The organism is Paenibacillus arenilitoris (assembly GCF_014705655.1).
Lineage (GTDB): Bacteria > Bacillota > Bacilli > Paenibacillales > Paenibacillaceae > Pristimantibacillus > Pristimantibacillus arenilitoris.
Window position 1 is genome coordinate 109,863 of sequence record NZ_JACXIY010000003.1, and the last position, 24,818, is coordinate 134,680.

The window sequence follows — 24,818 nt, forward strand, 5'->3', positions numbered from 1 at the left end:
TATTTGGTGATAATCCTCGATCTTGACGGGAAAGGAACGCGATGACGGTGATCAACCCTTTATTTAGAAAGCGCTTCCAAAATAGCCTCCGGAGCCGGCTAATCGCGACGTTCAGCCTGCTGCTCGTCGTCGTTCTGGGCAGCTTCCTCATCTTTACGAATCTGCTCGTCATCAAGCCACTCAAGCAGAAGACGATCAACGAGACGCTGCTGTCTACCGCCAAAATCGCCGACCGGCTGGACGATTATATCGCGGTCCAGAATCAGCTGTCGCAGCGTATTTTGTCGAACCGCGCGATCTTCTCCTTCGGCGCGCTGTCGAAGCAGCCGGCCCAGGGCGTCGCGGCTCTGAACCAGAACCGGGTGCTCAGCAACATTATGTTTCAAGCCGCGGGCCCCAGTCTTAACATTCGCGACATTATCATTTATGACCTGCAAGGACGGGAAGTCGCGTCCTACATCGGGTACGTCGAGCCGCCGTCGCTCGAACTGCTGCTGCGCGATCCCGAGACGGTCCGCAGCCTGCAGGATAGTTCGTATATGATCCATGCCGGCCATAACCAGCCCGTATCCTTCATCCGCTCGATTATCGACATTAACGGCACCGTCTACGGCTACCTGTCCATCCAACTCGACGATAACGACTTGATCAAGCTGGCGGATATCGGAAATTTCGGCTCCACTTACGTGAAGGACGGCCGTGGCGGCCTCGTTATTCAATCCCGGAACGCCGATTACGGCAAGCACGCGGCGAGCCTTCGGGACGTCTCGGAAGCTCAAGGCATCTACAAGGATGCCGAAGACAATTATATCGCTTATCACGCCTCCGAGCATACCGGCTGGACCGTCTATGCCGTCATACCGGGCAAATCGGTCCTGGGATCGGTCAATTCGGTGACGAATATCGCGGTCATCCTCATCGTCTCGCTCACCCTGTTCAGCTATCTGTACATCCATTTCATGTCCAAAAACCTTGTCCTGCCGATCCGTAAGCTGCGCAGCCAAATTCTGAACCTCAGCTACAGCAACTTAAGCCTCCGGGCGGACAGCCGGCTGTACAACAATGAATTCCACCTGTTCAACGAAGCGTTCCGCGAGCTGCTCGAGCGGCTGCAAACGTCCATCGAACGGGAAAAGCTAGCGCTCCACGAGGAGGTGATGGCCCGAAATTCGGCGCTGCAGGCCCAAATCGCGCCCCACTTCATCCATAACGTGCTCTACCTGATCAGCATTGCCGCGCAGGAGAACAAGATGGCCGTCGTTACGCAAATGTGCAAGCACTTGTCGGAGAGTCTGCGCTATATCGTATCCTCCCCTTATCAGCACGTGACGCTGCGCGACGAGATCGAGCATACGAAGCATTATTTATCGCTGATCAAGCACAAATACGAGGAGGATCTGGAATGGGACATCGACATGGACCCCGCGGGGGAAACGATTCTGCTGCCGCGCCTCGTCATTCAGCCGTTCGTGGAAAATTGCATCGAGCACGCCTTCGACCGTACGGACCCGCCTTGGCGTATAAGTATTAAAATCAAGCTGTACAGCGGCCTGTGGGCCATCGAAATCAGCGATAACGGAGCGGGCTTTGCCGAAGAAAGCATGAGAAGCATTATGCAAAAAATCGGGGAAGGCGGCTCCGCCGCCCAGCCGACGAAAATCGGCAGCATGGGTATCGCAAACACTGTGGGGCGACTGGAGCTAATGTATCGAAACCGGCTGTTTTTCAATATGTTCAACAACGCGGAGACCGGCGGCGCCACGATTCAGATCATCGCGTCGCTTACGAAAGATTTCTACTAATCGATGCCCGGGAGGCGACATGATGTACAAGATCCTCATCGCGGAAGACAGCAAACCGATTCTGAGACATATCAAGGAACTGCTGCAGTCGTCGGAGCTGCCCGTGCAGGTCGCGCATACGGCTTCGAACGGCGAGGACGCGCTGCAAGGCTTGCGCAGACTGGACATCGATATTCTGATTACCGATATCCGCATGCCGAAGCTGGACGGGCTGGCCTTGATCGAGGAGGCGAAGAAGCTGCGTCCCGGGCTAAAAGCCGTTCTGATCAGCGGCTACAACGACTTCGAATATACCCGGAAAGCGATCAATCTTCAGGTCGCCGATTACTTGCTGAAGCCGGTAGAGCGCGGGGCGCTGACGGAGGTCATGGAGCGCGTGATCGGCCAGCTCGGCGAGCAGCTACTCAAGGAAATCGCGGTGCTGGACGAGGTGATCGATCCGGCCGTCGGCCGGGAGCTGACGCTGCATCCGAGGTTTTTCCGGCATAAGAAGCTGGTTTTCGTCCTGCATCTGCAATATTTTCAAGAAGCGGCGCCCGTTTATCGGCCCGACCATATACAGAACGTGTTGAACCGCTCGTTTGCGCCGCATCCCCTCTGGGTATTCGCGACGAGTAAACCGAAAGAGATGCTCGTGCTGGCGGATCCGGCCATGCTCGAAGGAACGGCCGCGACCATGGAGCTGCTGGCGCGAATCCGGGCTCCGCTGGCGGAAGGCGGGCTGCCGGTTTCGGTCGCCGGGCATTTCGAGCCGGCGGCGGCAAGCGAAATCGCCGGCTGCTATCGCGCTTTATCCGGGCTGCTGGAGAACCGGCTGTCCGTCGCGGAGCCTTGCCTGGCCGATGCCGCCCACCCGGCAGCCCTGCCGCCCGAAGCGCCGGGAGACTTCGAGCGGCTTGCCGCGCGCTATGCCGACAAAATTCAAAAACTGCAAAAGGAGCCGTTCCTCCGGCAATTGGAGGAGCAGCTCCTGAAGTGGGGCCGGTCGAATGCGCGAATCGCGCGGCTGCAGCGCTTCGTCGCTCTGCTCGCGGACGCCTTCGCGACGCATCGGCCGGCCGCAGGCTGGAGGAACGATCGGCTGTATAGGTCGGAAGCGATGGCGCTGTTCGAGAAGGTGAGCTACGGCGAATTTTGCTCGGGCTTGCTCGCCTTGACCGAGGACTGGTTCGCCGAACTGCAGTCGCTCAACAAGAAAGGCGGAAACGAGCTATTCGGCCAAATCGACGACTATTTGAGAGCAAGCCTCTATTCGCAAGTATCGCTTAACGAGCTGTCCGCCGCGTTCCATGTCAGCCCGTCGTACATCAGCCGCGTCGTAAAAAAATTCGCGCGCCGCACCTTGATGCAGCACTATTTGAACCTGAAAATCGAAGAAGCCCGCAAGGTGATGCAGTCGAAGCCTTCGATCAAAATCAAGGAATTGTCGGACGCGCTCTGCTTCTACGATCAGCATTACTTCTCGAAGGTGTTCAAGGAATACGCGGGCTGCAGCCCTTCCGAATTCAAGGCGACGCTGGACGGTGCGGAACCGTGAGACAGCTGCCCGATCCGACCTACCAAAGGTACAAATCGTCGCCCTTCAGCTTGAATACCGCTTCCATGAAATAATAGTCGCCGTAAATAATCGGGTGATGATGGGCTTTCGCGTAATACGCGCCGGAGCCGTATCGGAGCATGCAGTCGCTGTCCCGGGTCCAATCGATGCGGGACTCGCCCAGCGTCTTAAGCAGCTTAAGCGCGGCATCGATATAGGCGTCTTTCTCGAACGGGCCGACGGCCTTCGCGATCTCGATCAAGCCGCATGCCGCAATCGCCGCGGCCGTGTCGTCTTCCCGGCGGGGCTCCTTCGGCTGCCTGAAGTCGACCGGAATGATGCCGCTCTCCGGAATGTTGGCCATGAAGTAATGCGCGATCCGTTTGGCCGTATCGAGATACTCCGGCTTGCCGGTATGGATATAGCTCATCATGAAGCCGTACAAGCCCCAAGCCTGTCCTCTCGTCCAGGACGAGCCTTCTTCGTAGCCTTGGCCGCCGTAGGTTTTGACCACGCCGCCGCCAAACGGATCGAACTCCACGATATGGTTGACGGAGCCGTCCGGCCTCACGAACGCCGTCATCGCCGTATCCGCGTGCTTCATGGCGATTTGCTTGAAGCGCGGATCCCCCGTTTCCTCCGATGCCCAGTACAGAAGCGGAATATTGAGCATGCAGTCGATGATCGCCCAGCCTCTCGTGTCGCTTTTCTCCAGATCGTTCCACGCGCGGATGAACCCGCCCGCCAGATTGAAGCGTCCGGCCAGCAGATTCGCGGCATGCAGCGCCCGTTTGCGGGACTCGGCGTTCTTCGTTACTTTGTAGTTCGCCACGCTGGTCGGCAGCCACATGAATCCGACGTCGTGATGCAGCCCGTAAAATTGCTCGAAGCAGCGGTCCAGCAGCCCTTCGCTAATTTGGGCGATGTCCTTATATTTTTCGTTGCCGGTCTCGTGATGCATGAGCCACATCATGCCGCCCCAGAAGCCGTTCGTCCACCAGTTGATGCCGTCGGTATCCGTGCCGGTCGGGTTATCGGCGCCGCGGTCGTCGTGGGTCCCTTCCACCGTCGTGTACGGGATTTTGTTCCTTGATTTCTCGCTGACCCAATCCATCTTCGCCGTAATTTTCCCGATGACGCCGCTTAGCCATTCCTTGTCGTTCGCGTTCAAGCCGATCATTGTGCCATACCTTCTTTCTTTAAGACTTATTAAGACTTATCGGGCGATTCTGTGGTCATTATAGCGCTCATCCGTCCGGAAAAGTGTCGCATATCCATCGAAAAATGTTGTTTTGTTGCGCTCTTGCGTCCGGTCAATCGGTTAATGAGGCGCTGCTGACCGAATTCGTAGCGTTAGGGCGGGGGCTGGGCGGGGAATGGCGGGGCTGCAGGTTGATGGACTGATGGGGATGTGGGCTGATGGGTCTCTTGGGCTGGTTGGACTCGGGCTGGTGGGAAGGCGGGGGTGATGGGGTTGGTGGGTTGGTGGGTTGGTGGGTTGGTGGGTTGGTGGGTTGGTGGGTTGGTGGGTTGGTGGGTTGGTGGGTTGGTGGGTTGGTGGGGCTGGTTGGCTGATGGGCTGGCGGGGCTCGTGAACTAATCTCAATAAATAGTGAGGGAAGCTCACTATTTATTGAGCTAAAGCTCACTATTCCAGACATCTTCAGGCCTTCGCACCGAAATAGTGAGGGAAACCTCTTTCCCCATGAACCTGACCTCACAGCGAGTGAGCTTTGCCTCACTAATTCGATGAATCGCCCTCATGGAGGCGAGATTAGTGAGGCTAGCCTCACAAATTAATGAGGATACCTCATTAATCGGCGAAAAAAACGCCCGGACATGCCGGGCGATGCAAGATTTCGAGCAGGCCTGAAGAAGACGGCGACCTCCCCGATCACAGCGCTTCCGAGTGCTGCGGCCGGGACGCGAAAAATCAATTAGGAGCGGACGGCAGCCAAGCTCGGCTACAGCCCCTCGTAATGCAAGCGGGTAGTTTCATCACAGGTACGTACGCCGCCGAGCCACCGTATTTAACCGCCTCCACTTCCGCCAAGTGAAGCTGCTCCCGGTCGACTACGAGCTGACCGTCGAGCACATCTCCTTACGGCTTGGCTGCCGGGACGGCTCGCATTCCAGCATGCTGTTCATGCACAGGTTGCCTTTGTCCCTCTTCGATGCCTCGCCTCGTCGTCGACTACGAGCAAACGATACAAGGTACCCCCTCCTCCGTCTGAATTCATCCGATGTATGTCTAATGATAGTCGAATAGCCCGCTCACGGCTACATTCTAAAGTTTTACGCTTTGACCGTTCCTTTTTTCCAGGGACGATAAATAGGTTGAATTTTTATTCTTGAAGTTGTATATTTATACAAAACACTGAACAATCGGGAGGCTCGTCATGATTCAAACGGAAAATACGGTAACGAAGGATTTGCTTGCGAAGGCGGAGAAATCGGTGTTGTTCACGGCGCGCCGGCCCGAGGTCGTCATGGAGCGCGGCGAAGGCATGTATTTATGGGACACGGACGGCAAAGCCTACCTCGACTTCGTCGGCGGCTGGGCGGTCGCAAGCCTCGGGCACTCCCCCGCCGCGCTGCGGGAGGCGCTCGCGCGCCAGTCCTCGACGCTCGTCCACGCCAGCCCCGGCTACTACAATAAGCCGATGATCGAATTCGCCGAGCTGCTGACATCCGTCAGCGGCATGGATAAGGCGTTCTTCGCCAGCAGCGGCGCGGAAGCGAACGAGAGCGCGATCAAGCTGGCAAGAAAGCACGGCGCGGCGAACCTGAACGAGGCGTACAAAATCATTACGCTGACGAACGGCTTCCACGGCCGCACGCTCGCGACGATGTCCGCGACCGGCAAAGCGCACTGGGAGAAGCTGTTCGCGCCGAAGGTGGACGGCTTCGTACACGTGCCGCTCAACGATCTTGACGCCTGCTTCGCCGCGGTGACGAACGATACTTGCGCGATCATGCTGGAGCTCATACAAGGCGAAGGCGGCGTTCATGAGGTCGACGAAGCCTATTTGTACGGTCTTCGCAAAATTTGCGACATGTACGGCATGCTGCTTATTTTCGACGAAATTCAGACGGGACTCGGCAGAACGGGCAAGCTGTTCGCTTACGAGCATTACGGCATCAAGCCCGACGTGCTGACGATCGGCAAAGGGATCGGAGGCGGCTTCCCGCTGTCGGCGATGCTGACGATGGAGAAGTACGATCTGTTCGAGCCGGGGGATCAAGGCGGAACGTATTCCGGCGCGCCGCTCGCAATGGCGGCCGGACACGCGGTGCTGCAGGAGCTGCTGATGCTCGATTTGGCGGGCAACGCGATGCGGCAGGGCGGCTATCTGGCGGCAAAGCTCGCCGAGCTCGCCGGCAGCCATCCGATAACGAACATCCGCGGCAAAGGGCTGCTGCTGGCGTTCGACGTGCCGGAAGGCGCGGCCGCGGCGCTGTCGGCGATCTGCCTGCGCGAAGGGCTGCTCGTTAACGCGCCGGGACCTTCGACGATCCGGCTCGTGCCGCCCCTGATCGTCGCGCAGCGGCATATCGACGACATGGTGCGCATTTTGCAAGGCGCGTTCGAACAATTAAAGGCGGCCGCGTAAGGCAAGGCCGCTCCCTTCCCCTCCTGCCGATTCGGCGCGTTGCCCGCCGCGGTCGGCATACGGATTTTATGCGAATGTTGGATAAGCCGCTTCGCATACGTTAGTTACGGTTGTAATGCGCCGATACCGCGGGAGGGCTAACGAAGTGCGTTTGCGTGCTGCCAGAAATAATGCCAGAAACGGCCAATTTACCGTCTACGTCATTCCGGCCTGGAAATGGAAAGAATTCATCGCCTTCGAATTGATCGGCGGCACGGCCTTCTATTTGGTGTGCAGAACGATCGCCCATTCCGAGCTCTTCGGGATCGCCGCCAACATCGCGGGGCCCCAAATGCTCAAGTTTTTGACGAGCGCGTACCGGAACGACGCAAAAAACGTTCCGCGTCCCCCGTCAAGGTGACGGGCGCGCGGAACGTCTCGTGCAAGCGCCGCTTAGAAACCGAAATACGCTTTCGCGTTCCGGTAGGAAATGTTTTGAACCATGTCGCCGAGCAGCTCCATGTCGCTTGGAGCCTCGCCGTTCTCCACCCACTCGCCGAGCAGGTTGCATAGCAGCCTTCTGAAATATTCATGCCTCGTATACGAGAGGAAGCTGCGCGAGTCGGTCAGCATGCCGACGAAGCGGCTGAGCAGCCCGAGATTCGCGAGCGCGTTCATCTGGTCGAGCATGCCGTTCTTCGTATCGTTGAACCACCATGCCGAGCCGAGCTGGATTTTGCCAGGCACGCCGCCGCCCTGGAAGCTGCCGATGATCGAGCCGAGCACGTCGTTGTCCTTCGCGTTCAGCGAATACACGATCGTCTTCGGCAGCGAGTCGTCCAGATCGAGCGCGTCGAGCAGCCTGACGAGCGGATAAGCCACGGCGCTGTCGTTAATCGAGTCGAAGCCCGTATCGGGGCCGATCTTGCCGAACATGCGGGTGCTGTTGTTGCGCGCGGCGTTGATGTGGAACTGCATCGCCCAGCCATGCTTCGCGTACAGTCGTCCGAGGAACAGCAGCGTGTACGTCTTGTACTGCTTCTCTTCCTCCAGGCTGACGCGCTCGCCCTTCAGCGCTTTGGCGAAGATCGCCGCCGCTTCTTCCTTCGTCGACTCTGCGTAGGCCACGTAATCAAGCGCGTGATCGGACACCTTGCAGCCGACTTCGTTGAAGAAATCCACCCTCGCTTCAAGCGCCGCCAGAAGCGCGTCGTAGCTGCCGATCGGGCCGCCCGACGCTTCTTCGAGCTTGCCGAGCCATTCCAGGAACGTCGCGCGGTTAATTTCGAGCGCTTTATCCGGACGGAACGACGGCAGCACCTGTACGTTAAAGTCATCCAATTGCTTGATCGCGATATGGTATTCCAGCGAATCGGCCGGGTCGTCCGTCGTGCAGATGACTTCGACGTTCGACATCTTGATCAGGTCGCGCGCCTTGAAGCCGCCGCTTGCCAGCTTCGCGTTCACCTGCTCCCAGATCGCGGGCGCGTTCTTCTCGTTGATCAGCTCGTTCACGCCGAAGAAGCGGCGAAGCTCGAGATGCGACCATTGGTAGAGCGGATTGCCGATCGTCTGTGGCACCGTCCGCGCCCACGCCTCGAACCGCTCGTAATCGTCGACGCCTTCGCCTCCGGTGACGAACCGCTCCTCCTCGCCGTTCGCGCGCATCGCCCGCCACTTGTAGTGGTCGCCGTACAGCCACGCCTCGGTCAGGTTCGCGAAGCTCGTGTTCTCGTAAATTTGCTGCGGACTGAGGTGGCAGTGGTAATCGATAATCGGCATGCTCTTCGCAAAATCATGGTACAGCCGTACGGCCGTTTCGTTCGATAACAAAAAATTGTCGTCCATAAATGGCTTCATTCGCGCGTTCCTCCATCACCCTATTTGTAAAACTTCACCAGATCGTCGATGTTCACCGCCTGACCCGTTTGAATCGAGCGGTTCGCCGCGATGCCCGTCAGGATCGAGCGGGCGCCGTCGACATGGTTCGCCGCGCGGTTGAACGGGTCCTCCACCGGCGTTCCGAACAAATCGTTCAGCAGCACAGGGTCGCCCCCGCCGTGGCCGCCGACGCCTTCCTCGACCTCGACCGCGTAAGGCGCGCCGAACATCGGATACACGGTAATCGATTTCCCTTTCAGCGCGCCTTCCAGCGCCTTATCCCCGCCGGAATTGACGTACGACTGCTCGACGATGCTCATTTCGAGCCGTCCCTTCGTGCCGTTGAACGCGATTCGGTAGCCTTCCCATGGCAAGTAAGCGTTTAACGAGTACGTCAGGATCGCGTTGTTTTTGTAGCGGACGAGCACGCCCATCGTGTCCTCGATATTGATGCCGTCGCCGAACACGCTCTGGTCGCGGCGGTAGCCGTCCTCGTGCTCCGCGTCCAAATACATCGCTTTCAAATGCTCATTTTTATCCAAGTGTAGCGCAAAAGGGTCGTTCTCGGCAATCGGATTTCCCGTCGCGCGCTCGTAAAATTTCGTTTCGCCGCGCAGCTCCGCGTTCTCCCGGCCGTAGAACAGCAGGTCGCCGAACGCGAATACCGACTCCGGCTGCGAGCCGATCCAGAAGTTGACCAGATCGAAATGATGCGTCGATTTATGCACGAGCAGGCCGCCGCTGTTTTGCTTGTTCCGGTGCCATCTGCGGAAATAGTCCGCCCCGTGCTGCGTATTGAGCAGCCATTCGAAATGCACGGACGTAACCTTGCCGATGGCGCCGCCCGCGATCAGCTCCCTCGCCTTCGTATGATGCGGCGCGTAGCGGTAATTGAACGTCACGCGGACGTTTTTGCCGGTTCGCTCGACCGCGTCGAGAATTTGCTGGCACTTCTTCTCGTCCACCGTCATCGGCTTCTCCGTCACGACGTCGCAGCCCAGCTCGAGCGCGCGGATAATGTACGTATGGTGGGTCCGGTCCATGCTCGTCACGATGACCGCGTCCGGCTTCTCGGTCTCGATCATCCGGTCGAATTCGTTCGATTTGTACGTCCGAACCGGTTCATGCTTATATTTGCCCACGAGAATTTGGTTCGCGTAGTTCATTCTCGTCTGGTTAATGTCGCAGAAGGCAAGCAGCTCCGACGTTTCCTTGTAATCGGTTGCAAGCGCTTTGTAAAAAAATTCCGCCCTGCCGCCGCTTCCTACTAATACGTAACGTTTTTTCGACATTTCCGTTATTCCTCCTCAACGTTTAGCTTGCTTTTATCATAGCGCACCATAATGGTATAATTCTTGTCATATGATGCTCAATTTCGAAAATATCCCGCTTATCTTGCGTTAAAGGAAGGAGCATGCGACGGATGGACGAACAACCCGAAGCGTTCAGCTACGGCGAGGCGCCCGACCTGTACGTGGAATACCGCAGAAGATCGGAGCCGTTCACGATGGCCGAGGACCACTATCACGACTATTACGAAATTTACTATATGCTGTCCGGCCAGCGCGTTTATTTCATCCGTGACCGGTCGTACTCCGTGGAGCAGGGCGACCTGATCTTCATTAACAAGCACGAGCTGCACAAAACGATGCAAGCCGGCGATTCCGCCCACGAACGCGTCATCCTCCACTTCGACGACGCCGTGCTCGCCAGGCTGGCCGGGGACCGGGCCGACTTCCTGCTTGCGCCGTTCCGGCAGCAGAGCAACCTCATCCGCCTCCCGAGCCAAGCCTTGATGCCTGCCGAGCAGGCGATCAGGCGTCTCGTGTCGGAGATCGGCCAGCGGCAGGAGGGCTACGAGCTCGTACCCGGATGCGTCCTGATCGAGCTGCTGCTGACCGTCTCCAGGCATTTGATTCAGCACGGCCAGCCCCCTCTTCATATCGCGACGCCGATGCATGTCAAAATTTCCGAGGTGATCCGCTACATCAACGCGCACTATGAAGAGCCGCTTCGGCTCGGGACGCTCGCGGAACGATTTTTCATCAGTCCCTATTACCTCAGCCGCATGTTCAAGGAGATGAGCGGCTTCACCTTCTCCGATTACATCGTGCTTACCCGCGTGAAGGAAGCGCAGCGGCTGCTGCGGGAGACGGATCTCAGCATAACGGACGTCGCGGCGGCCGTCGGGTTCGACAACTTCTCCCATTTCGGCAAGACGTTCAAAAAAATCACCCATGTGTCCCCCCGCGAATATCGGAAGCAATACGGATAAGCACTTCGTAAGATGTCGCAATTTCATACAATAATCGTCCTTAAATTAAACTAACGAATAAGAAAACAAATATGTTAGATTATAAATAGTGTCATGAATTTATAGAACTTTGCGACTTTACTAAACGAAAGCGCTGGGAGAGATGGACCGATGATTCGAATTGGAAAAATCAGCTATTGGCACGTTCACGCATGGGATTATACGAAGCAGGCGCAGGAGCATCCGGGTACGGAAATCGTCGCGGTATGGGACGAGCTTCCGGAGCGCGGACAAGCTTCGGCGGAGAAGCTTGGCGCTGCGTTCCATGCGAATCTGGACGAAATGCTGCAGCGTAGCGATATCGACGCCGTTATCGTCGACGCCCCTACCAACATGCACCAAGAGGTTATGGTGGCCGCGGCGAGAGCAGGCAAACATATTTTCACCGAGAAGGTTGTTGCGGCGACGCTGAAGGAAGTTAACGTCATACTGGATGAAGTAGCCAAAAATAATGTAAAATTAACGGTATCGCTGCCTCGCTTGAACGACGGCTATACGCTTGCCGTCCGCGACATTCTGTCGCAGGGCCTGCTCGGCAAAGTAACGCTCGTCCGCGTTCGCCTGTCGCATAACGGCGCAACGGCGAACTGGCTGCCCGAACACTTCTACAGCCTGGAGCAATGCCTCGGCGGCGCGTTGATCGACCTTGGCTGCCATCCGATGTATTTGACCCGGCTGTTCCTCGGCGAAATGCCGACCGAAGTATCGGCGCATTTCGGCTACGTAACCGGTAAGGAAGTGGAAGACAACGCCGTTGCGGTATTGTCCACGGCGTCCGGCGCGATCGGCATCGTCGAAGCCGGCTTCGTCAACAATCATTCGCCTTTCACGATCGAGGTTCACGGCACGGAAGGCACGCTAATGTACGGCACGCCGGAAGGCAAGCTCCTTCTTCGTTCGTCCAAAGCCGGCGGGGAATGGACCGAGCAATGGGTGCCGCTGCCGATTCCGGGCGCGAGGGAAAGCGCGTTCCACCAGTGGGTCAGCCACATCGAGAACGGCACGAACGCCGACGAGAACGTCAGCCTGGCCGTCGATCTGACGAAGCTGATGGAAGCGTCGAACCTTTCCGCTCGCGAGCACCGCGCCGTGAGCATCGACGGGTTGAACGGGTAATCGCGCAGCTTCAAGCCATGCGCCCAGGAGGAAACGGCATGATCAACTTTCCTTATGAGGTGATGAGGGAACGTCAGGATGCGCTGGAGCGTCTGGAGCTTCGCGTCAGATGGGGGCAATACGACATTCACGTCCTTCGCTTCCATCTGACGCAATTTCCTCCGGGACGGGTCGTCGGCTTCCACAAGCATGCGGAGTACGAATTTCATTTCATTCCGCAGGGCAAGGGGAAGGTCATCCTCGCCGATCAGGAATATGCGCTCAGAGCCGGCATGTTTTATTTGACGGGACCGGAAGTGATGCACTACCAGGAGGCGGACGCCCATGAAGCGATGGACGAGCTCTGCCTTCACGTCGATATTATCGACCGGACGGAGAACGGGGACGAGGCGTCCGGCGACTCGGATCGCGACGATTGGGAAGCCGCCGAGGCGCGGGATTGCATGGAGAAGTTGAGAACGCTTCCTCAATTTCCCACGATGGACCTCCATCAGGCAATGCCCCGTTTCCTGGAGGCGTACGAGGCGTGCAGCGATAACTTCGTCGGCAGCTATACGACGATCAAGCAGGCGGTCGTGCAAATTTTGCTAAGAGCCGTTCGGGCTTACGACACGGCGAACGAACAGAAGCTTTTACCGACGAGAGACATGAAGGCGTACCGTTACCGGCTCGCGATGGAGTACATCCATGCGAATTACGACGGTCTCATCACGCTGGAGGATGTCGCGGACAAGCTGAATTTAAGCTCTCGCCATATCCAGCGGCTGTTCAAGGAGCTTCACGGCGGGCAAACCTTCAGCCGCATCCTGGAGGATATCCGGCTTGGCGTCGTCTGCCGGGAGCTTAAGAACAGCGAGCAATCGATCGAAAAGATCGCCAAGGTTGCGGGCTTTGCCGGTGGCAACTACCTGCATGCCGTATTCCGCAAGAAATTCGGCGTCACCCCTTCCGAATACCGGAGGAACGCGCGCCGCCAATTATCGAACTAACCTTTGGGGAGGAATTTTACATGTCCAAAATTTATCGCATCGCCGTCGTAGGCTGCGGCGGAATCGCAAATGGCAAGCATTTGCCGAGCTTATCCAAGCTGAAGAACGTATCGATCGTCGCCTTCTGCGATATCGTCGAAGAGCGCGCCGTGCAAGCTGCCGGCAAGTACGGCTCCGAAGACGCGAAAGTATATACGAACTACAAAGAGCTGCTGACGGACGCTTCCATCGACATCGTTCACGTCTGCACGCCGAACGACTCCCACGCGGACATCGCGATCGCTGCGCTCGAAGCCGGCAAGCACGTCATGAGCGAGAAGCCGATGGCCAAAACCGCAAGCGACGCTAAGCGCATGGTGGAAGCGGCGCGCCGCACCGGCAAGAAGCTTACGGTCGGCTACAACAACCGCTTCCGTCCGGACAGCCAGCAGTTGAAGAAAATTTGCGCGTCCGGCGAGCTCGGCGACATTTACTACGCGAAAGCGCATGCGATTCGCCGCCGCGCCGTACCGACTTGGGGCGTGTTCCTCGACGAGGAGAAGCAAGGCGGCGGCCCGCTTATCGATATCGGCACGCACGCGCTCGACTTGACGCTTTGGATGCTCGACAACTACAAGCCGAAGGTTGTTCTCGGCACGTCGTATCACAAGCTGTCGCAGCGCGAGAACGCGGCCAACGCTTGGGGCCCTTGGGACCCTGCGAAGTTCACGGTCGAAGATTCCGCGTTCGGCATGATCGTCATGGAGAACGGCGCGACGATCGTGCTGGAATCCAGCTGGGCGCTCAACACGCTTGAAGTCGACGAAGCGAAATGCACCCTGTCCGGCACCGAAGGCGGCGCGGACATGAAGGGCGGCCTGCGCATTAACGGCGAGCAGCACAGCCGCCTCTACACGAAAGAGGTTGACCTTAAGGCCGGCGGCGTAGCGTTCTACGACGGCAAGACGGAGAGCGACGCCGATCTCGAGATGAGAATGTGGCTGAAGGCAATCGACGAGGACACCGAGCCTGTCGTAACGCCGGAGCAAGCTTACGTCGTCTCGCAAATTCTCGAGGCGATCTACGAATCGTCCAAAACCGGCAAAGCGGTATATTTGTAAGCCGATGAAAGCAAGGCTGTCTCAAAGGTCATAGAGACCGGAGAGACAGCCTTGCTTTTTTGCGGCACCAATACGCATCACGCAGCAACGACGAGCCTATACTGGATTTCGTACAGTAACTTTCGTTCATGGCGTCCCATTTTTCGCCTATCCTGTATTTTCGCAGTAACTTTACGTGTTTGAAGCCTCATACCGGGATGCGTGGCCATCTCCGCTGGATGGAATCCACTATAGCCCCCCAATCAGACGAAAACCATCTCCTACAGTGGACGAAATCCAGCATAGAGACCTGCAGCAGCGAGCGACCTTTATCGGCTTAAACGGCGACCGTTGACTCAAGCTTAAAAAGGCGCGCAGGATCCCCCTGCACCGCCTAGAGCTTACTTTCTTTTCCTATAATGCAATGGCGCATGTCCGGTGATCGACTTGAACACCCGTCCGAAATGCGTCACGCTGCCGAAGCCGACCTTCCCGGCAATGAGGCTCGCCTTCATGGACGATTGCTCCAGAAGCTTCTTCGCCTCCTTGACCCTGACGCTGTTCAAATATTCGATGAACGTAAAGCCCGTCGCCTCTTTAAAAAAACGGCTCAGATAATAGGGACTGACGTAAAATTTCCGCGCCAGCAGCTGAAGCGACAGCTCCTGCATATAATGGCCGTTAATATAACGGACGACCTCCGATATTCGTTCATGCATCGGGCTTGGCGATTCCAACGGCTCCATGCTGCTTTGCCTCATATGCCGGCAGCAAATAAGGAGCAGCTGCTGGACCAACGTCTGCGCATACATCTCGAAGCCCGGCTTCTTCTCCCGCACCTCCTGCATAATCCGGCTCGAAAGCGCCTTGATCGAAAGGCGGTCGTCCGGAGCGCATTTGACGATGACGTACTCCTTCTTGATAAGCGGCTGCAAAATGTCCATATACGAATCGTTGGAGGCAGCCATGAAGGATTCATGAATGTTGACAACGAGCCGCTCATATTCGGGCCGCTCCGCGTTCGTTGTCCGATGCAATATATTCGGGGAGATAATGACGACGTCACCCTCGCCGATCGACATCGTCCGGTCTTTGATGAAAAACGCCCGTTTGCCGGACATCAAATAGAAAATTTCGTACGTTTCGTGAAAATGGCTGATCGGCATATGGTGGCTTAGCGCCCTCCGATAGGAGACCGAGAACGTCCCCGCGCCGTTATCGTATTGCAAATCGTCCATCCGGCTGCACGCCTCCCCATCGATTGGTCTCCTTATTTTATACGCCCCCGCCCGTTTCCGGCAAGATATAAGAAGAATTCGCGATTTGCCGCAAAAAATGTACATATTCGTGTGCTAATATGGGCTTAAGTACAAGTGGGAGGTAATTATGCGATGAATTATTCAGAGTCCGGTGCAAGGACGAAAATGCAAGAGGCATTGCCCCCTATCGGTTGGGCCGAGAAAGCGTGCGAGGCGTTGATGGCCAAATACGAGCCGGAGCAGCTTCCGCCTGACCGGTTCCACTATCATCAAGGCGTGTTTCTGTCCGGGATGGAGAAATGCTGGCGGGAAACCGGGAATCCTGCATACTTCGAGTACATCAAACGATGGGTGGACAGCCAGATTCTCGCCGACGGCAGCATCAAGAAGCACAAGCCCGACGAACTGGATGACATCCAGCCGGGCGTACTCCTCTTTAACCTCTATGAGCAAACGGGGGACGAGCGGTACAAGAAGGCGCTGTACAATCTGGTGCCTCTGTTAAAATCGTGGAAAACCAACCCGTCCGGCGGCTTCTGGCATAAGGAGCATTACCCGAATCAAATGTGGCTGGACGGGTTGTATATGGCCGGACCGATTGCGGTCCAGTTCGCGAAGACCTTCGGCGAAACCGAATATTATGACCTGCTGGCCTACCAGGCCATCTTGATGGAGAAGCACACCAAGGATCCTAGCACCGGCTTGCTGTACCACGGGTGGGACGAAACCAAAACCGCGGACTGGGCCGACCCCGTCACGGGCCTGGCGCCGGAGTTCTGGGGCCGCGCGATCGGCTGGTATCCCGTCGCCCTGCTGGAAATGTTCGAACACATGCCCGAGGAGCATAAGGATAAAGCGGCGCTGACCGCTATCCTTCAAGACCTGCTCGTCGCGCTGACGAAATACCAGGATGCCGCCTCCGGCTTATGGTATCAGGTCGTCGACAAGGCCGACCGTCCGGACAACTGGCCGGAAAATTCCTGTACCGCCCTATACGCGCATGCCATTGCCAAGGCCGTTCGGTTAGGCTATTTGGACGACGAGTATTTGCAGTATGCCTGGAAGGGCTATCAGGGCGTCATTGATACGCTGAGGTTCGATGACAACGGCCGCCTGGTCATCGGCCAAATCTGCATCGGCACGGGAATCGGCGACTATGCCCATTATATCGCCCGCCCGACGAGCGAGAACGACCTGCACGGCGCAGGCGCCTTTATTCTCATGTGCGTGGAAATGAGTCTGGCGAAGCGCAGCGGCCAACGATAAAACAAACAGGGGGAGGGCAGCCGAATGATTCGACTGCCCTCCCCTCGTTAATGAACTAACCGATCTGCTCGCGCGGCTTCTCCAGCCATACGTGCTGGAAGTCGATCCAACCGAGCGAGTTGATGCTAACCCCTTTGACATCCGGGTGAAAGTGCGTCGTCACCTTCTTATGGAGCAGAAACAGGACGCTGCACTCGTCCCGCAGCCGCTGCTCGATCCGAAGGAAGACCCGCCGGCGGTCATCCGGGTTTTCCGCCGCCATCGCCTCGTCGATCCGCCCCCTGACCCACTGCCGGAATTCGGGGTCCAGATGCTCCTTAATAAAGCTGCCTTCTTGCTCGTACAATTCGAGCTCGCATACTTCGTCTTCGGCGAATACGACCCCGTAGAGGATCCCGTCCACGGAAGCGACCAGCTCGGGGTCCCGAATCGTATGCCAATCCTCCAGTCTGAACTCGACGCTTATCCCGAATTCGGCGCAGCGATCCACGATCCACCGGGCATCCTGCTCATGAATCGAATAGGAGCTGATCGTGATCGGTTCGCCGGCGTAGCCCGCTTCCGCCAGCAGGCTGTTCACGCGCCGCTTATCCACGGCTTGTTCCGGCGGTTTAGAATTAGCCGCTTCATAACGGAAGCCCGAAGCGGCTAATTTCCGGTTCCCTCCCAGTACGCGGATCATTCCGCCGCGATCCGCAAGCAGATCGATCGCTTGCCGGAAGGAGCGATGCCGGTGCGGTCCCTCCTTCTTCATATTCCACGTCAGAAGCGTGCAGCCCTGATCCACTTCCTCGATCGTCTGCCATTCCAGCTCCGGCTTCTCCTCGGCGGATTCATGGTCGGTAACGAGCTGCTTCCAGTCTTTCGGCCGCGAGCCGGCGGGATGATCGTCCGGCATAAGAATGAGCTCGACCGTGTCCAGATGCGGTCTTCTCTCGAAATAATCCGTATACGCGGCCAAGACCACGTGATCCTCCGCCCATTTGACAAGCTTGAACGGTCCGGAGCCGACCGGGTGCCTGCCGAACGCTTCTGCGTCCTGCTGCACGAGATCCTTGGGCACGATCGACATCGAGCTCCCGCATAGGAAGCGGGGCAGCAAAGATTTCGGCTTGCTCAGCGTAAAGGTCACGATACGCGGCCCCTCGGCCGCGACGCTTTCGACGCCGTCGAGCATCCAGCTGTTCGGCAGCCCTCTCAGCTGGCGTTCGATCGTGAACACGACATCCTCCGCGTCAACCTCGCGGCCATGGTGAAACCGTACCCCTTTCCGCAAATGAAAGGTCCATACCAAACCGTCTTCGCTTCTCGTCCAATAATGGGCAATGCCGGGCACGATTCGTCCGGTTGCTTCGTCGAACCGCAGCAGGCGGTCGTACAGCTGCCGGATCATGTGCGAATCGAAACAATAATAGACCATCGCCGGATCGAGCGTCGTGATCGGTCGATACACCGGCAGGCGGAGCGTGTCCAAGCCGAAACCGTCGGTCTGCTCGTCCGCTTCCTGATGATAGCCGAATTGGTCGTTCAGCCATGCCATGAACCGCTCCCGCGCCGCCGTATTCCCTCCATAGCGCTCAAGCAGCTCGAACGCGTATTTGTACTCCCCGCTCCGCGCATGGCGGACCGCCAGCTCGAACAAGTACCGTTCCTTCTCTACGAGCAATGCAAGCCGGGAACGGTGGCCGCGCCCAAGACCCGCCTGCCAACCGATCAGCCCCTCGTCGACCAGCTTGCGGATAACGAATTTCACGTTGCGTCTCGTGCAATAGAATACTTCCATCAACTCGTCCAGCGTGACCTCGTATGCCTCGTCCGGCTGATGGCCTGCATGAAAGCGATCGTATAAAGCCAAATACCTTTCTTCGGCGGACATCCCCGCACCTCCCGCTTGTTTGCCGAGCAAACCTCGATTACTGGTCAGTATACCGCAGTTTGCCTAAAAGGGGAAAGAGAAAGAGGGATGCCTATAGTCCGAATTGCTTCTTGGCGATTCCGCTGACGGTCTGCGACATCAGCCGCTCTCCCGTTTCCGAAAGCCCATGCTGCGGCTTCGAGAAGTAAAACTTCGCCGAAGACGAGAACGCCGCGCCTTGCAGCGATTCGTTCGTCGAATCCTTCAGGCTCTTGCCTCCCGCCCATTTCGTGGACGTATAGGCGACGGTGTTAAAGCTGGCGCCGGCGACGTATTTGAATGCCGTACGAGCCGCGCCCGAACTATAGGCTTTCGTTGCAATGGTGGAGAATGCTCCGCCAACCCCGAAAGTAAAGGCGCCGAGCGCCCCGCCTGTTACGGTATCGTACGCGATTTGGCTCATGGACTTGCCCTGCATGATACCGAATGCGGCCGATGTGCCCGCACCGATCGCCATTCCCGCGAGCGCGCCCCACGACACGAGGGCGCCGACCCCGCCGGTGGCCACCGTGAACGCCGCCAGTCCGACGATCGCGACGGCCGTCAATATTTCTTTTTTATGATCCTTAGCCCAATTATAGGTTGCTTTGGCGGCGGTGGCTATCGCTTGTCCGGCCGCTTTGGCGGCGTTGCCGACCGCCTTCCGGGCATCGTCGATCGTTTTGCCGACATGCTGGACGGCTCGTTTTAGGATAGGTTTGACATCTTTCCATATCGCTCTGAAGTGAATGACCGGCACCCAGATCGAGAAGCTGATCGTTCGCTGGAATACGTACCATCCGGTTCGCACATGCCAAATCACTCTCACCGCGGGGATATAGAAGGTTGTCCGGATCGTTCGCCAGCCGAAAAACCAGATCGAGACGGACGTCGATACCTGCTTCCAATAAAACACGAAGGTCGGATAGATGATGATATACGGAATTTTGACCGTAATCCGTTTGTTAACGTTAATCTTCGACCAGGTCACATACCTCTTCATGCCCGCGAAAACCCGGATATGACCGGTAGGATCGGTATTGTTGACCGGATTGTTGGCCACGTAGCTATACGCGTTCAGGTCTTGCGGGCTCGTCTCCTCCTGGACCGCCGTATCGGCCGAGATGAACCGGGCCAATATCGGGTTGTAGTAGCGGGCGTTGTAATACATCAGTCCGGTCTCGGCGTCCTTGATTTGTCCGGTAAATCCGCGTTCGTTCGTCATCGTCCCGGAAGAGGAAGACACCTCGCCGAACGCGTAATAATCGTAATCTCTTACGTTCGCGCCGCTTTCGTTGGTCATCAGGCGGATGGAACCGAGCCGGTCGGCATGATACCAGGTCTTGGTTTCTGCCGCGTCCTTCTTGGCTACGAGAATGGACCCGGCATAGTAGTACTGGATGTCGCTCCCGTTCGCCTGTTCCGTCAATTTGCTGAAATACAGCGTTTCATTCGTTCCTTGCGTCTTGGTCAATCGTCTATCGCCGTCGGCGTAGGTAAAGGAGGTCGTCGACGTGCCGTCCGATACGGAGGTCAACCGGTTCATCGTATCCCAGGCGTACGTCTTGCCGTCCCCGGTTAGCATGTTGCCGCTCGCGTCATAGGTGTAAGTGGATTCCCCCGCCTCCGTTACCGCGTGCTTGTGCGCGCCGTCCTCATACTTATAAGCGCCTACCCGGGAATTGGTCATCATGTTGCCGATTGCGTCATAGGTAAAATATTGGCTCTGCGCGCCGGTAACCGAGGTCAGACGCCCAAGCTCGTCGTACGTGTAGTTGGTCGTCAGCGGATTCGGCGTTCCTTGCGTCATGCTGGTTACCAGCTGCAGGGCATTGTACGTATAAGATGCGGCGTAAAGCGTCGTATCGCCCATTTTAACGTTGGCCGTATTCAGCCAAAGCCGGTTAGGATCGTACGTATAGTCGGTCTCCGTTCCGTTGGCGTAAGCGATTTTGGTAAGCTCGCCGTTCGCTCCGTATTCCATGGCGTCTACATAGCCGCTTACGCTGTACAGGCTGCCGTCGGCCGAATAGCCGTACATTACGACCTCCCCGTCCGGGTAAGTTATGGCTTGCAGCCTGCCCAGGGAATCGTAGCTATTGCTTGTCGTTTTCGATACCGCGCCGATCGTCTGGGTTGCCGAGGATACCTGATCCGTATTGTTATAGGTGTAGGATTCGCTGCCGGCCGGGTATTCTACCCTGGTGACGTTGCCGATGCTCGCGCCATGCCCTTCTTCATCGTAATGCCATGTCGTCGTTTGGCCGTCGTAGGTCTTGGTCTTGATCCTCCCGAGCGCGTCGTATGAAGCCGTTACCGTTTGTCCGTTGGCGTCGGTTTGGCTTACCATCAGCCCGCCGTTGTCATACGCGTAAGTGACGGTCCCCAAATCCATGTCCGAGGTGGAGATCATCTGTTTAAGCGAATTATAACGGTGAGTCGTCACGTTGCCGCTCGCGTCTTCGAGCTCGGTTCGATTGCCCATGACGTCATACGAATAACGGGTGAAATAGAGGTCTGAACCGTGTTTTTCGGCGACCTGCGTCACTTTTTCGCTATGGTCCGCCCATACCGCCTTTTGATGCCCCATCTCGTCCGTCGTTAACGTATACGGCAAACTGTCGTCATCCACTTTGTAGGCAACCGTAGCAGAGGAACCGTCCGCATGGATCGTCTTGGTCAGGCGCCCGATGCCGTCATATTCAAACCTTTCCCATACCGGCGCTTCTCCCGTTGCATACCATAACGACGTTTTCTGCGGCGATTTGTCGGTGTCGTTATAGACGGTTTCCATCGTATAACGGACGCCGCCGACAGGTCCTTCCTTGACCTCCTTATACGTTCTGCCGATGCCGTCGGAATAGGTTTCCGTCCATAATCCGTCCGGGCTACCGTCCGACATCGTTTTGCGAACGCGCTGGCGGTTCGGATCCCCGGTGTCCAAATACTCGTACTTCATTACGTTTCCTTCGGCGTCGGTCTGGCTGATCTGGCGTCCCAAAGCGTCATACCCCATATGGGTCGTGTTGTTGTCGGCATCCGTTTTCGATACGGGCACGCCGAGCGTATAGTCCCACGCCGTCGTGGTCGTATGCCCCAGCGCATTGGTAACCGAAACCGGATACTTATGATAGACGGGATCGAATTCAGTCGTTTCCGTGGAGCCCCGGACATCGGTGCTTGACGTTTTGTTCCCGTAAGAATCGTACGTGCCGCTTGCGGATACATACGTCCCCGTTACGTTGTTCCAGCTATCCGAGCGGGTCAGATTGCCCCTCACCGGCGGCGTGCTTACGCTGGCCGCGTCATCGTAGTAATAAAGCGTCTCGTCTTCTTTATTCGCTTCGTCGACGCCGGTTCCGCTGTAGATCGCCTCGGACTGCACCGTTTCGACGATATAGGCATCGTCATTATAGTTGTAGGCAACCGCCTTGACGAACTCGTCGCCGGTTTGGCGCACGTCGCCTTCGTGCACGACCTGAACCTGGTTCCCGTAAGCATCGTAAGCGAAGGAAGAACGGGTCTCGCGGCATTTGGCGCTAAGGTTGCATTCGAATTCGCCAGTCTGCGATACCTGACTCGTGAACGGCGTTTTGACGCCGTCGCCTCCCTCTTCGTAGGCGTAGGTCATGTAGCCGAATATATTTCCCGCGCTGTCCTTCGTATAGATCGAGTCCGCTTGTCCGAACGATTGAACCGATTGCCGGTTATTCGTTTCGACGTATGTGCCTTGATCGTTGATGACGGCCTTCTGATAGGCGAAGCCCATAAACGCCCGATCCTCGATCGAAAATTTGGCGTCTTTGTAGCTATAGGAAGTAATCCCGGTATTTCCGCGGCCGTCGGATACCGTCACTTTGGATACGGTCTGGAACGTACCGCCGCGGGAAGTATGCTGGCTCGGCCAAGTCGTGGACGGGGTATAGGCGATCGTTGTCGTACCGCCCGTTCCGTTCGTCATGGACGTTAATAAATCCGGCATCGTCGAGCCGCCGTCAGCCATGTTGATTTGGGCATAGGCGTCGACATTGTTGCCGTTATAATTGTAGATTCGGATCAGGTCCGGCTTGCCGTCGCCGTTCACATCGGCAAAATAATCGCCGACGTTCGATTTCCAGCCGCCGATATGCTGATTGAAGGCTTGCGCCGGGTACCCGACTCCGTCGAATAAATTGATCTGGAGATAAGCGGCGCCGTTATTGTTCCAGATGACGACCAAATCGTCCTTGTTATCCCCGTTCACGTCCGTGAACACATACTTGTTGTCGGGATTGTAGCCGCCGATCGCCTTGTTCCAGCTTTGTTCCGGATAACCGAAACCGTTCGACAGGTTGATCTGGCAATAATAATCGGTGCCGTTGTTCCAAATCCGCGCAAAATCGACCTTGCCGTCGCCGTTCATGTCCGCGAAATTATCCTTATACTTGTCGCTCCAGGCGCCGACCTCTTGGCTGAAATGCCGGGTCGGGAAGCCTTTGCCGTCCGACAAGTTGACATCGATGGAGGAGTTGCCCTTCGCGTTTTTCCAGACCCTTACAAAATCGGCTTTGCCGTCGCCATTGACGTCGACAAAGTAATCGTGATGGGGAATCTTGGTGCCGTTGCCGCCGACGAACTGATTCCAGTTCTGGGTCGGAAAGCCGGTACCGTTCGATAGATTCACCTGGACGTAATCGCTGTTCGCGTCCTTCTGCCATACGCGCACGAAATCCGCTTTGCCGTCGCCGTTCACGTCGACGAAGTAATCCTCGGCGTGATCGCTCCAGCCGCCGACCTCTTGACTGAAGTGCCGGGTCGGAAATCCCGTGCCGTCCGACAGGTTCACGTCGATGGAGGAAGTGCCCTTGGCGTTTTTCCAGACGCGGATAAAATCGGACCTGCCGTCGCCGTTGACGTCGGCAAAGAAATCGCGGTGGGGAATTTTCACGCCGTTGCCGCCGACGAACTGATTCCAATGCTCGGTCGGATAGCCGGCGCCGTCCGATAATTTGACCTGGGCGAAATCGCTATTCGCGTCGCGTTGGTAGATTCGGATCAAATCTTCCTTGCCGTCACCGTTCACTTCGGCAAAATAATCGCGGAAATTGTCGTTCCAGCCGCCGATAAATTTGTTCCACTCGTTCGCGCGGGAATAGCCTATGCCAGTCGGGTTATAGTAGCTCATCGCGTTCGGAGGCAGGGAAGTCCCCCCCGTAATAGCGCCCGAATCGTCGATCGCGACGTCCGTTCCGTATTGCTGCACCGACTTCAAGATGGAGCGTTTGGAATTGTAGCTGACCGCATACGTGAGCTTATAGGCGCTTACGTGGCTGCCGCCGGCATTGATTTCAATCGACTTTAACCGGTAATTCGTGGCGCCGACGGACTTGCCGTTCGCGAAGCTGATCTTGTCGGGACGGCTCTCGCGCCAAAATTTAATCGTGTACCCATTGTAGGCGATGCTGTCCAAATAGCCGTTCTGGCCGGGATCCATCCAGTAGTTGTAAGTCGCTTTGTTGCCGTTCGGATCCTCGACGGTCGTAAGCGCCCAGCGGTAAATATTCGCGAAATCGCCGTCATTCGAATGAATGCTGTAAAGCGCGGTATAGGTTCGTTTCGTCCCGTCTTTTTCCCAGACGTACCATTTGTTGTTGGCGACATCCTGGGTAATCCGCAAATAGCTTTGGTTTTGCGAGACATGCGTTCCTCCGAGCGCCGCGCTCGGGATAAGCTTGGCCCCGTCCAGCACGAAGGTGTCGGAGGAATCGTACTTGGGCGAGCCGATTCCGCTTGAGGACACCCGTTCGAAGAACGAATCCGCTCCCGATAGGTTCCAGCCCACGCCGACGAAGCCGTTGCTGCCGCTTGAGCTGTAAGTCAGCTTCAATTCGGGCTCCAGATCGTAGTAATCCGGAACTTGAATCGGGATGGAGGCCCCGTACGAACCTAGAACCGGGCTTACGACCCCGTCCCCCGCGGCTCCCGGAATGGCGGCTTTCGCGAGATTCAAATCGGATAGGAAAAGCGACGCCGCCACGGCGATAAACGAAAATCCGATTAACCCTATTATTTTTCGCGACTTTCTGATAAAGTAAAGCACTTCGATTTC

At 56.9% G+C, this 24,818-nt stretch carries 15 protein-coding genes; 9 read left to right on the plus strand and 6 right to left on the minus strand.

Going from position 1 to position 24,818, the window contains the following annotated elements; all coding sequences use genetic code 11:
- Positions 1–41: 41 nt before the first annotated feature.
- Positions 42–1,802: a cache domain-containing sensor histidine kinase gene (locus IDH41_RS03580; protein ID WP_190858362.1), complete on the plus strand. Its 1,761-nt coding sequence runs from the start codon at positions 42–44 to the stop codon at positions 1,800–1,802.
- Between the two features lie 22 nt (positions 1,803–1,824).
- On the plus strand, positions 1,825–3,339 hold the full coding sequence (locus tag IDH41_RS03585) for a response regulator (RefSeq protein WP_190858364.1): 1,515 nt from the start codon (positions 1,825–1,827) through the stop codon (positions 3,337–3,339).
- A gap of 19 nt (positions 3,340–3,358) precedes the next feature.
- Here IDH41_RS03585 and IDH41_RS03590 read toward each other — a convergent pair whose 3' ends face one another.
- Complete coding sequence (locus tag IDH41_RS03590) at positions 3,359–4,519, minus strand: AGE family epimerase/isomerase (protein ID WP_190858366.1); 1,161 nt, start codon at positions 4,517–4,519, stop codon at positions 3,359–3,361.
- A gap of 1,219 nt (positions 4,520–5,738) precedes the next feature.
- On the opposite strand from IDH41_RS03590, the gene IDH41_RS03595 reads away from it, so the two are divergent.
- Positions 5,739–6,953, plus strand: coding sequence for an aspartate aminotransferase family protein (locus IDH41_RS03595; protein ID WP_190858367.1), 1,215 nt, complete (start codon positions 5,739–5,741; stop codon positions 6,951–6,953).
- Positions 6,954–7,098: 145 nt separating this feature from the next.
- Positions 7,099–7,353 carry a hypothetical protein gene (locus IDH41_RS03600; protein ID WP_190858370.1) on the plus strand — a complete coding sequence of 85 codons (255 nt, stop codon included), beginning with the start codon at positions 7,099–7,101 and terminating at the stop codon, positions 7,351–7,353.
- Positions 7,354–7,385: 32 nt separating this feature from the next.
- Here the strand turns inward: IDH41_RS03600 and uxaC are convergent, their stop codons facing one another.
- Together uxaC and IDH41_RS03610 are read right to left on the minus strand one after the other, a co-directional pair.
- Positions 7,386–8,792, minus strand: coding sequence for a glucuronate isomerase (uxaC, locus tag IDH41_RS03605; RefSeq protein ID WP_190858373.1), 1,407 nt, complete (start codon positions 8,790–8,792; stop codon positions 7,386–7,388).
- Between the two features lie 20 nt (positions 8,793–8,812).
- Entirely contained in the window at positions 8,813–10,105 is a 1,293-nt protein-coding gene (locus IDH41_RS03610) for a Gfo/Idh/MocA family protein (RefSeq protein WP_190858375.1), read from the minus strand.
- Between the two features lie 131 nt (positions 10,106–10,236).
- On the opposite strand from IDH41_RS03610, the gene IDH41_RS03615 reads away from it, so the two are divergent.
- From IDH41_RS03615 to IDH41_RS03630, 4 genes are all read left to right on the plus strand, one after another.
- On the plus strand, positions 10,237–11,088 hold the full coding sequence (locus IDH41_RS03615) for an AraC family transcriptional regulator (protein ID WP_190858377.1): 852 nt from the start codon (positions 10,237–10,239) through the stop codon (positions 11,086–11,088).
- A 150-nt stretch (positions 11,089–11,238) separates the two neighbouring features.
- On the plus strand, positions 11,239–12,243 hold the full coding sequence (locus IDH41_RS03620; protein ID WP_190858379.1) for a Gfo/Idh/MocA family protein: 1,005 nt from the start codon (positions 11,239–11,241) through the stop codon (positions 12,241–12,243).
- 38 nt (positions 12,244–12,281) lie between these two features.
- The gene (locus tag IDH41_RS03625) at positions 12,282–13,232 is read left to right on the plus strand and encodes an AraC family transcriptional regulator (RefSeq protein ID WP_190858381.1); all 951 of its coding nucleotides are present in this window, start codon (positions 12,282–12,284) and stop codon (positions 13,230–13,232) included.
- A 20-nt stretch (positions 13,233–13,252) separates the two neighbouring features.
- Positions 13,253–14,332 (plus strand): Gfo/Idh/MocA family protein, encoded by a 1,080-nt coding sequence (locus IDH41_RS03630; RefSeq protein ID WP_190858383.1) that lies wholly within the window; start codon positions 13,253–13,255, stop codon positions 14,330–14,332.
- A 380-nt stretch (positions 14,333–14,712) separates the two neighbouring features.
- Here the strand turns inward: IDH41_RS03630 and IDH41_RS03635 are convergent, their stop codons facing one another.
- On the minus strand, positions 14,713–15,549 hold the full coding sequence (locus IDH41_RS03635; protein ID WP_190858384.1) for an AraC family transcriptional regulator: 837 nt from the start codon (positions 15,547–15,549) through the stop codon (positions 14,713–14,715).
- A 153-nt stretch (positions 15,550–15,702) separates the two neighbouring features.
- Between IDH41_RS03635 and IDH41_RS03640 the strand changes: the two genes are divergently transcribed.
- Positions 15,703–16,836 (plus strand): glycoside hydrolase family 88/105 protein, encoded by a 1,134-nt coding sequence (locus IDH41_RS03640; RefSeq protein WP_223829416.1) that lies wholly within the window; start codon positions 15,703–15,705, stop codon positions 16,834–16,836.
- Positions 16,837–16,891: 55 nt separating this feature from the next.
- Here IDH41_RS03640 and IDH41_RS03645 read toward each other — a convergent pair whose 3' ends face one another.
- Positions 16,892–18,712, minus strand: a complete 1,821-nt coding sequence (locus IDH41_RS03645) for an SgrR family transcriptional regulator (RefSeq protein ID WP_190858385.1) — start codon at positions 18,710–18,712, stop codon at positions 16,892–16,894.
- A gap of 91 nt (positions 18,713–18,803) precedes the next feature.
- Entirely contained in the window at positions 18,804–24,809 is a 6,006-nt protein-coding gene (locus IDH41_RS03650; protein WP_190858386.1) for an RHS repeat-associated core domain-containing protein, read from the minus strand.
- Between the last annotated feature and the right edge of the window lie 9 nt (positions 24,810–24,818).

Excerpts from the sequence above, each read along its gene's own strand:
- IDH41_RS03580 (WP_190858362.1), top strand. The coding sequence starts at position 42 with ATGACGGTGATCAACCCTTTATTTAGAAAGCGCTTCCAAAATAGCCTC.
- IDH41_RS03585 (WP_190858364.1), top strand. The coding sequence starts at position 1,825 with ATGTACAAGATCCTCATCGCGGAAGACAGCAAACCGATTCTGAGACAT.
- IDH41_RS03590 (WP_190858366.1), bottom strand. The coding sequence starts at position 4,519 with ATGATCGGCTTGAACGCGAACGACAAGGAATGGCTAAGCGGCGTCATC.
- IDH41_RS03595 (WP_190858367.1), top strand. The coding sequence starts at position 5,739 with ATGATTCAAACGGAAAATACGGTAACGAAGGATTTGCTTGCGAAGGCG.
- uxaC (WP_190858373.1), bottom strand. The coding sequence starts at position 8,792 with ATGAAGCCATTTATGGACGACAATTTTTTGTTATCGAACGAAACGGCC.
- IDH41_RS03610 (WP_190858375.1), bottom strand. The coding sequence starts at position 10,105 with ATGTCGAAAAAACGTTACGTATTAGTAGGAAGCGGCGGCAGGGCGGAA.
- IDH41_RS03615 (WP_190858377.1), top strand. The coding sequence starts at position 10,237 with ATGGACGAACAACCCGAAGCGTTCAGCTACGGCGAGGCGCCCGACCTG.
- IDH41_RS03620 (WP_190858379.1), top strand. The coding sequence starts at position 11,239 with ATGATTCGAATTGGAAAAATCAGCTATTGGCACGTTCACGCATGGGAT.
- IDH41_RS03625 (WP_190858381.1), top strand. The coding sequence starts at position 12,282 with ATGATCAACTTTCCTTATGAGGTGATGAGGGAACGTCAGGATGCGCTG.
- IDH41_RS03630 (WP_190858383.1), top strand. The coding sequence starts at position 13,253 with ATGTCCAAAATTTATCGCATCGCCGTCGTAGGCTGCGGCGGAATCGCA.
- IDH41_RS03635 (WP_190858384.1), bottom strand. The coding sequence starts at position 15,549 with ATGGACGATTTGCAATACGATAACGGCGCGGGGACGTTCTCGGTCTCC.
- IDH41_RS03640 (WP_223829416.1), top strand. The coding sequence starts at position 15,703 with ATGAATTATTCAGAGTCCGGTGCAAGGACGAAAATGCAAGAGGCATTG.
- IDH41_RS03645 (WP_190858385.1), bottom strand. The coding sequence starts at position 18,712 with ATGTCCGCCGAAGAAAGGTATTTGGCTTTATACGATCGCTTTCATGCA.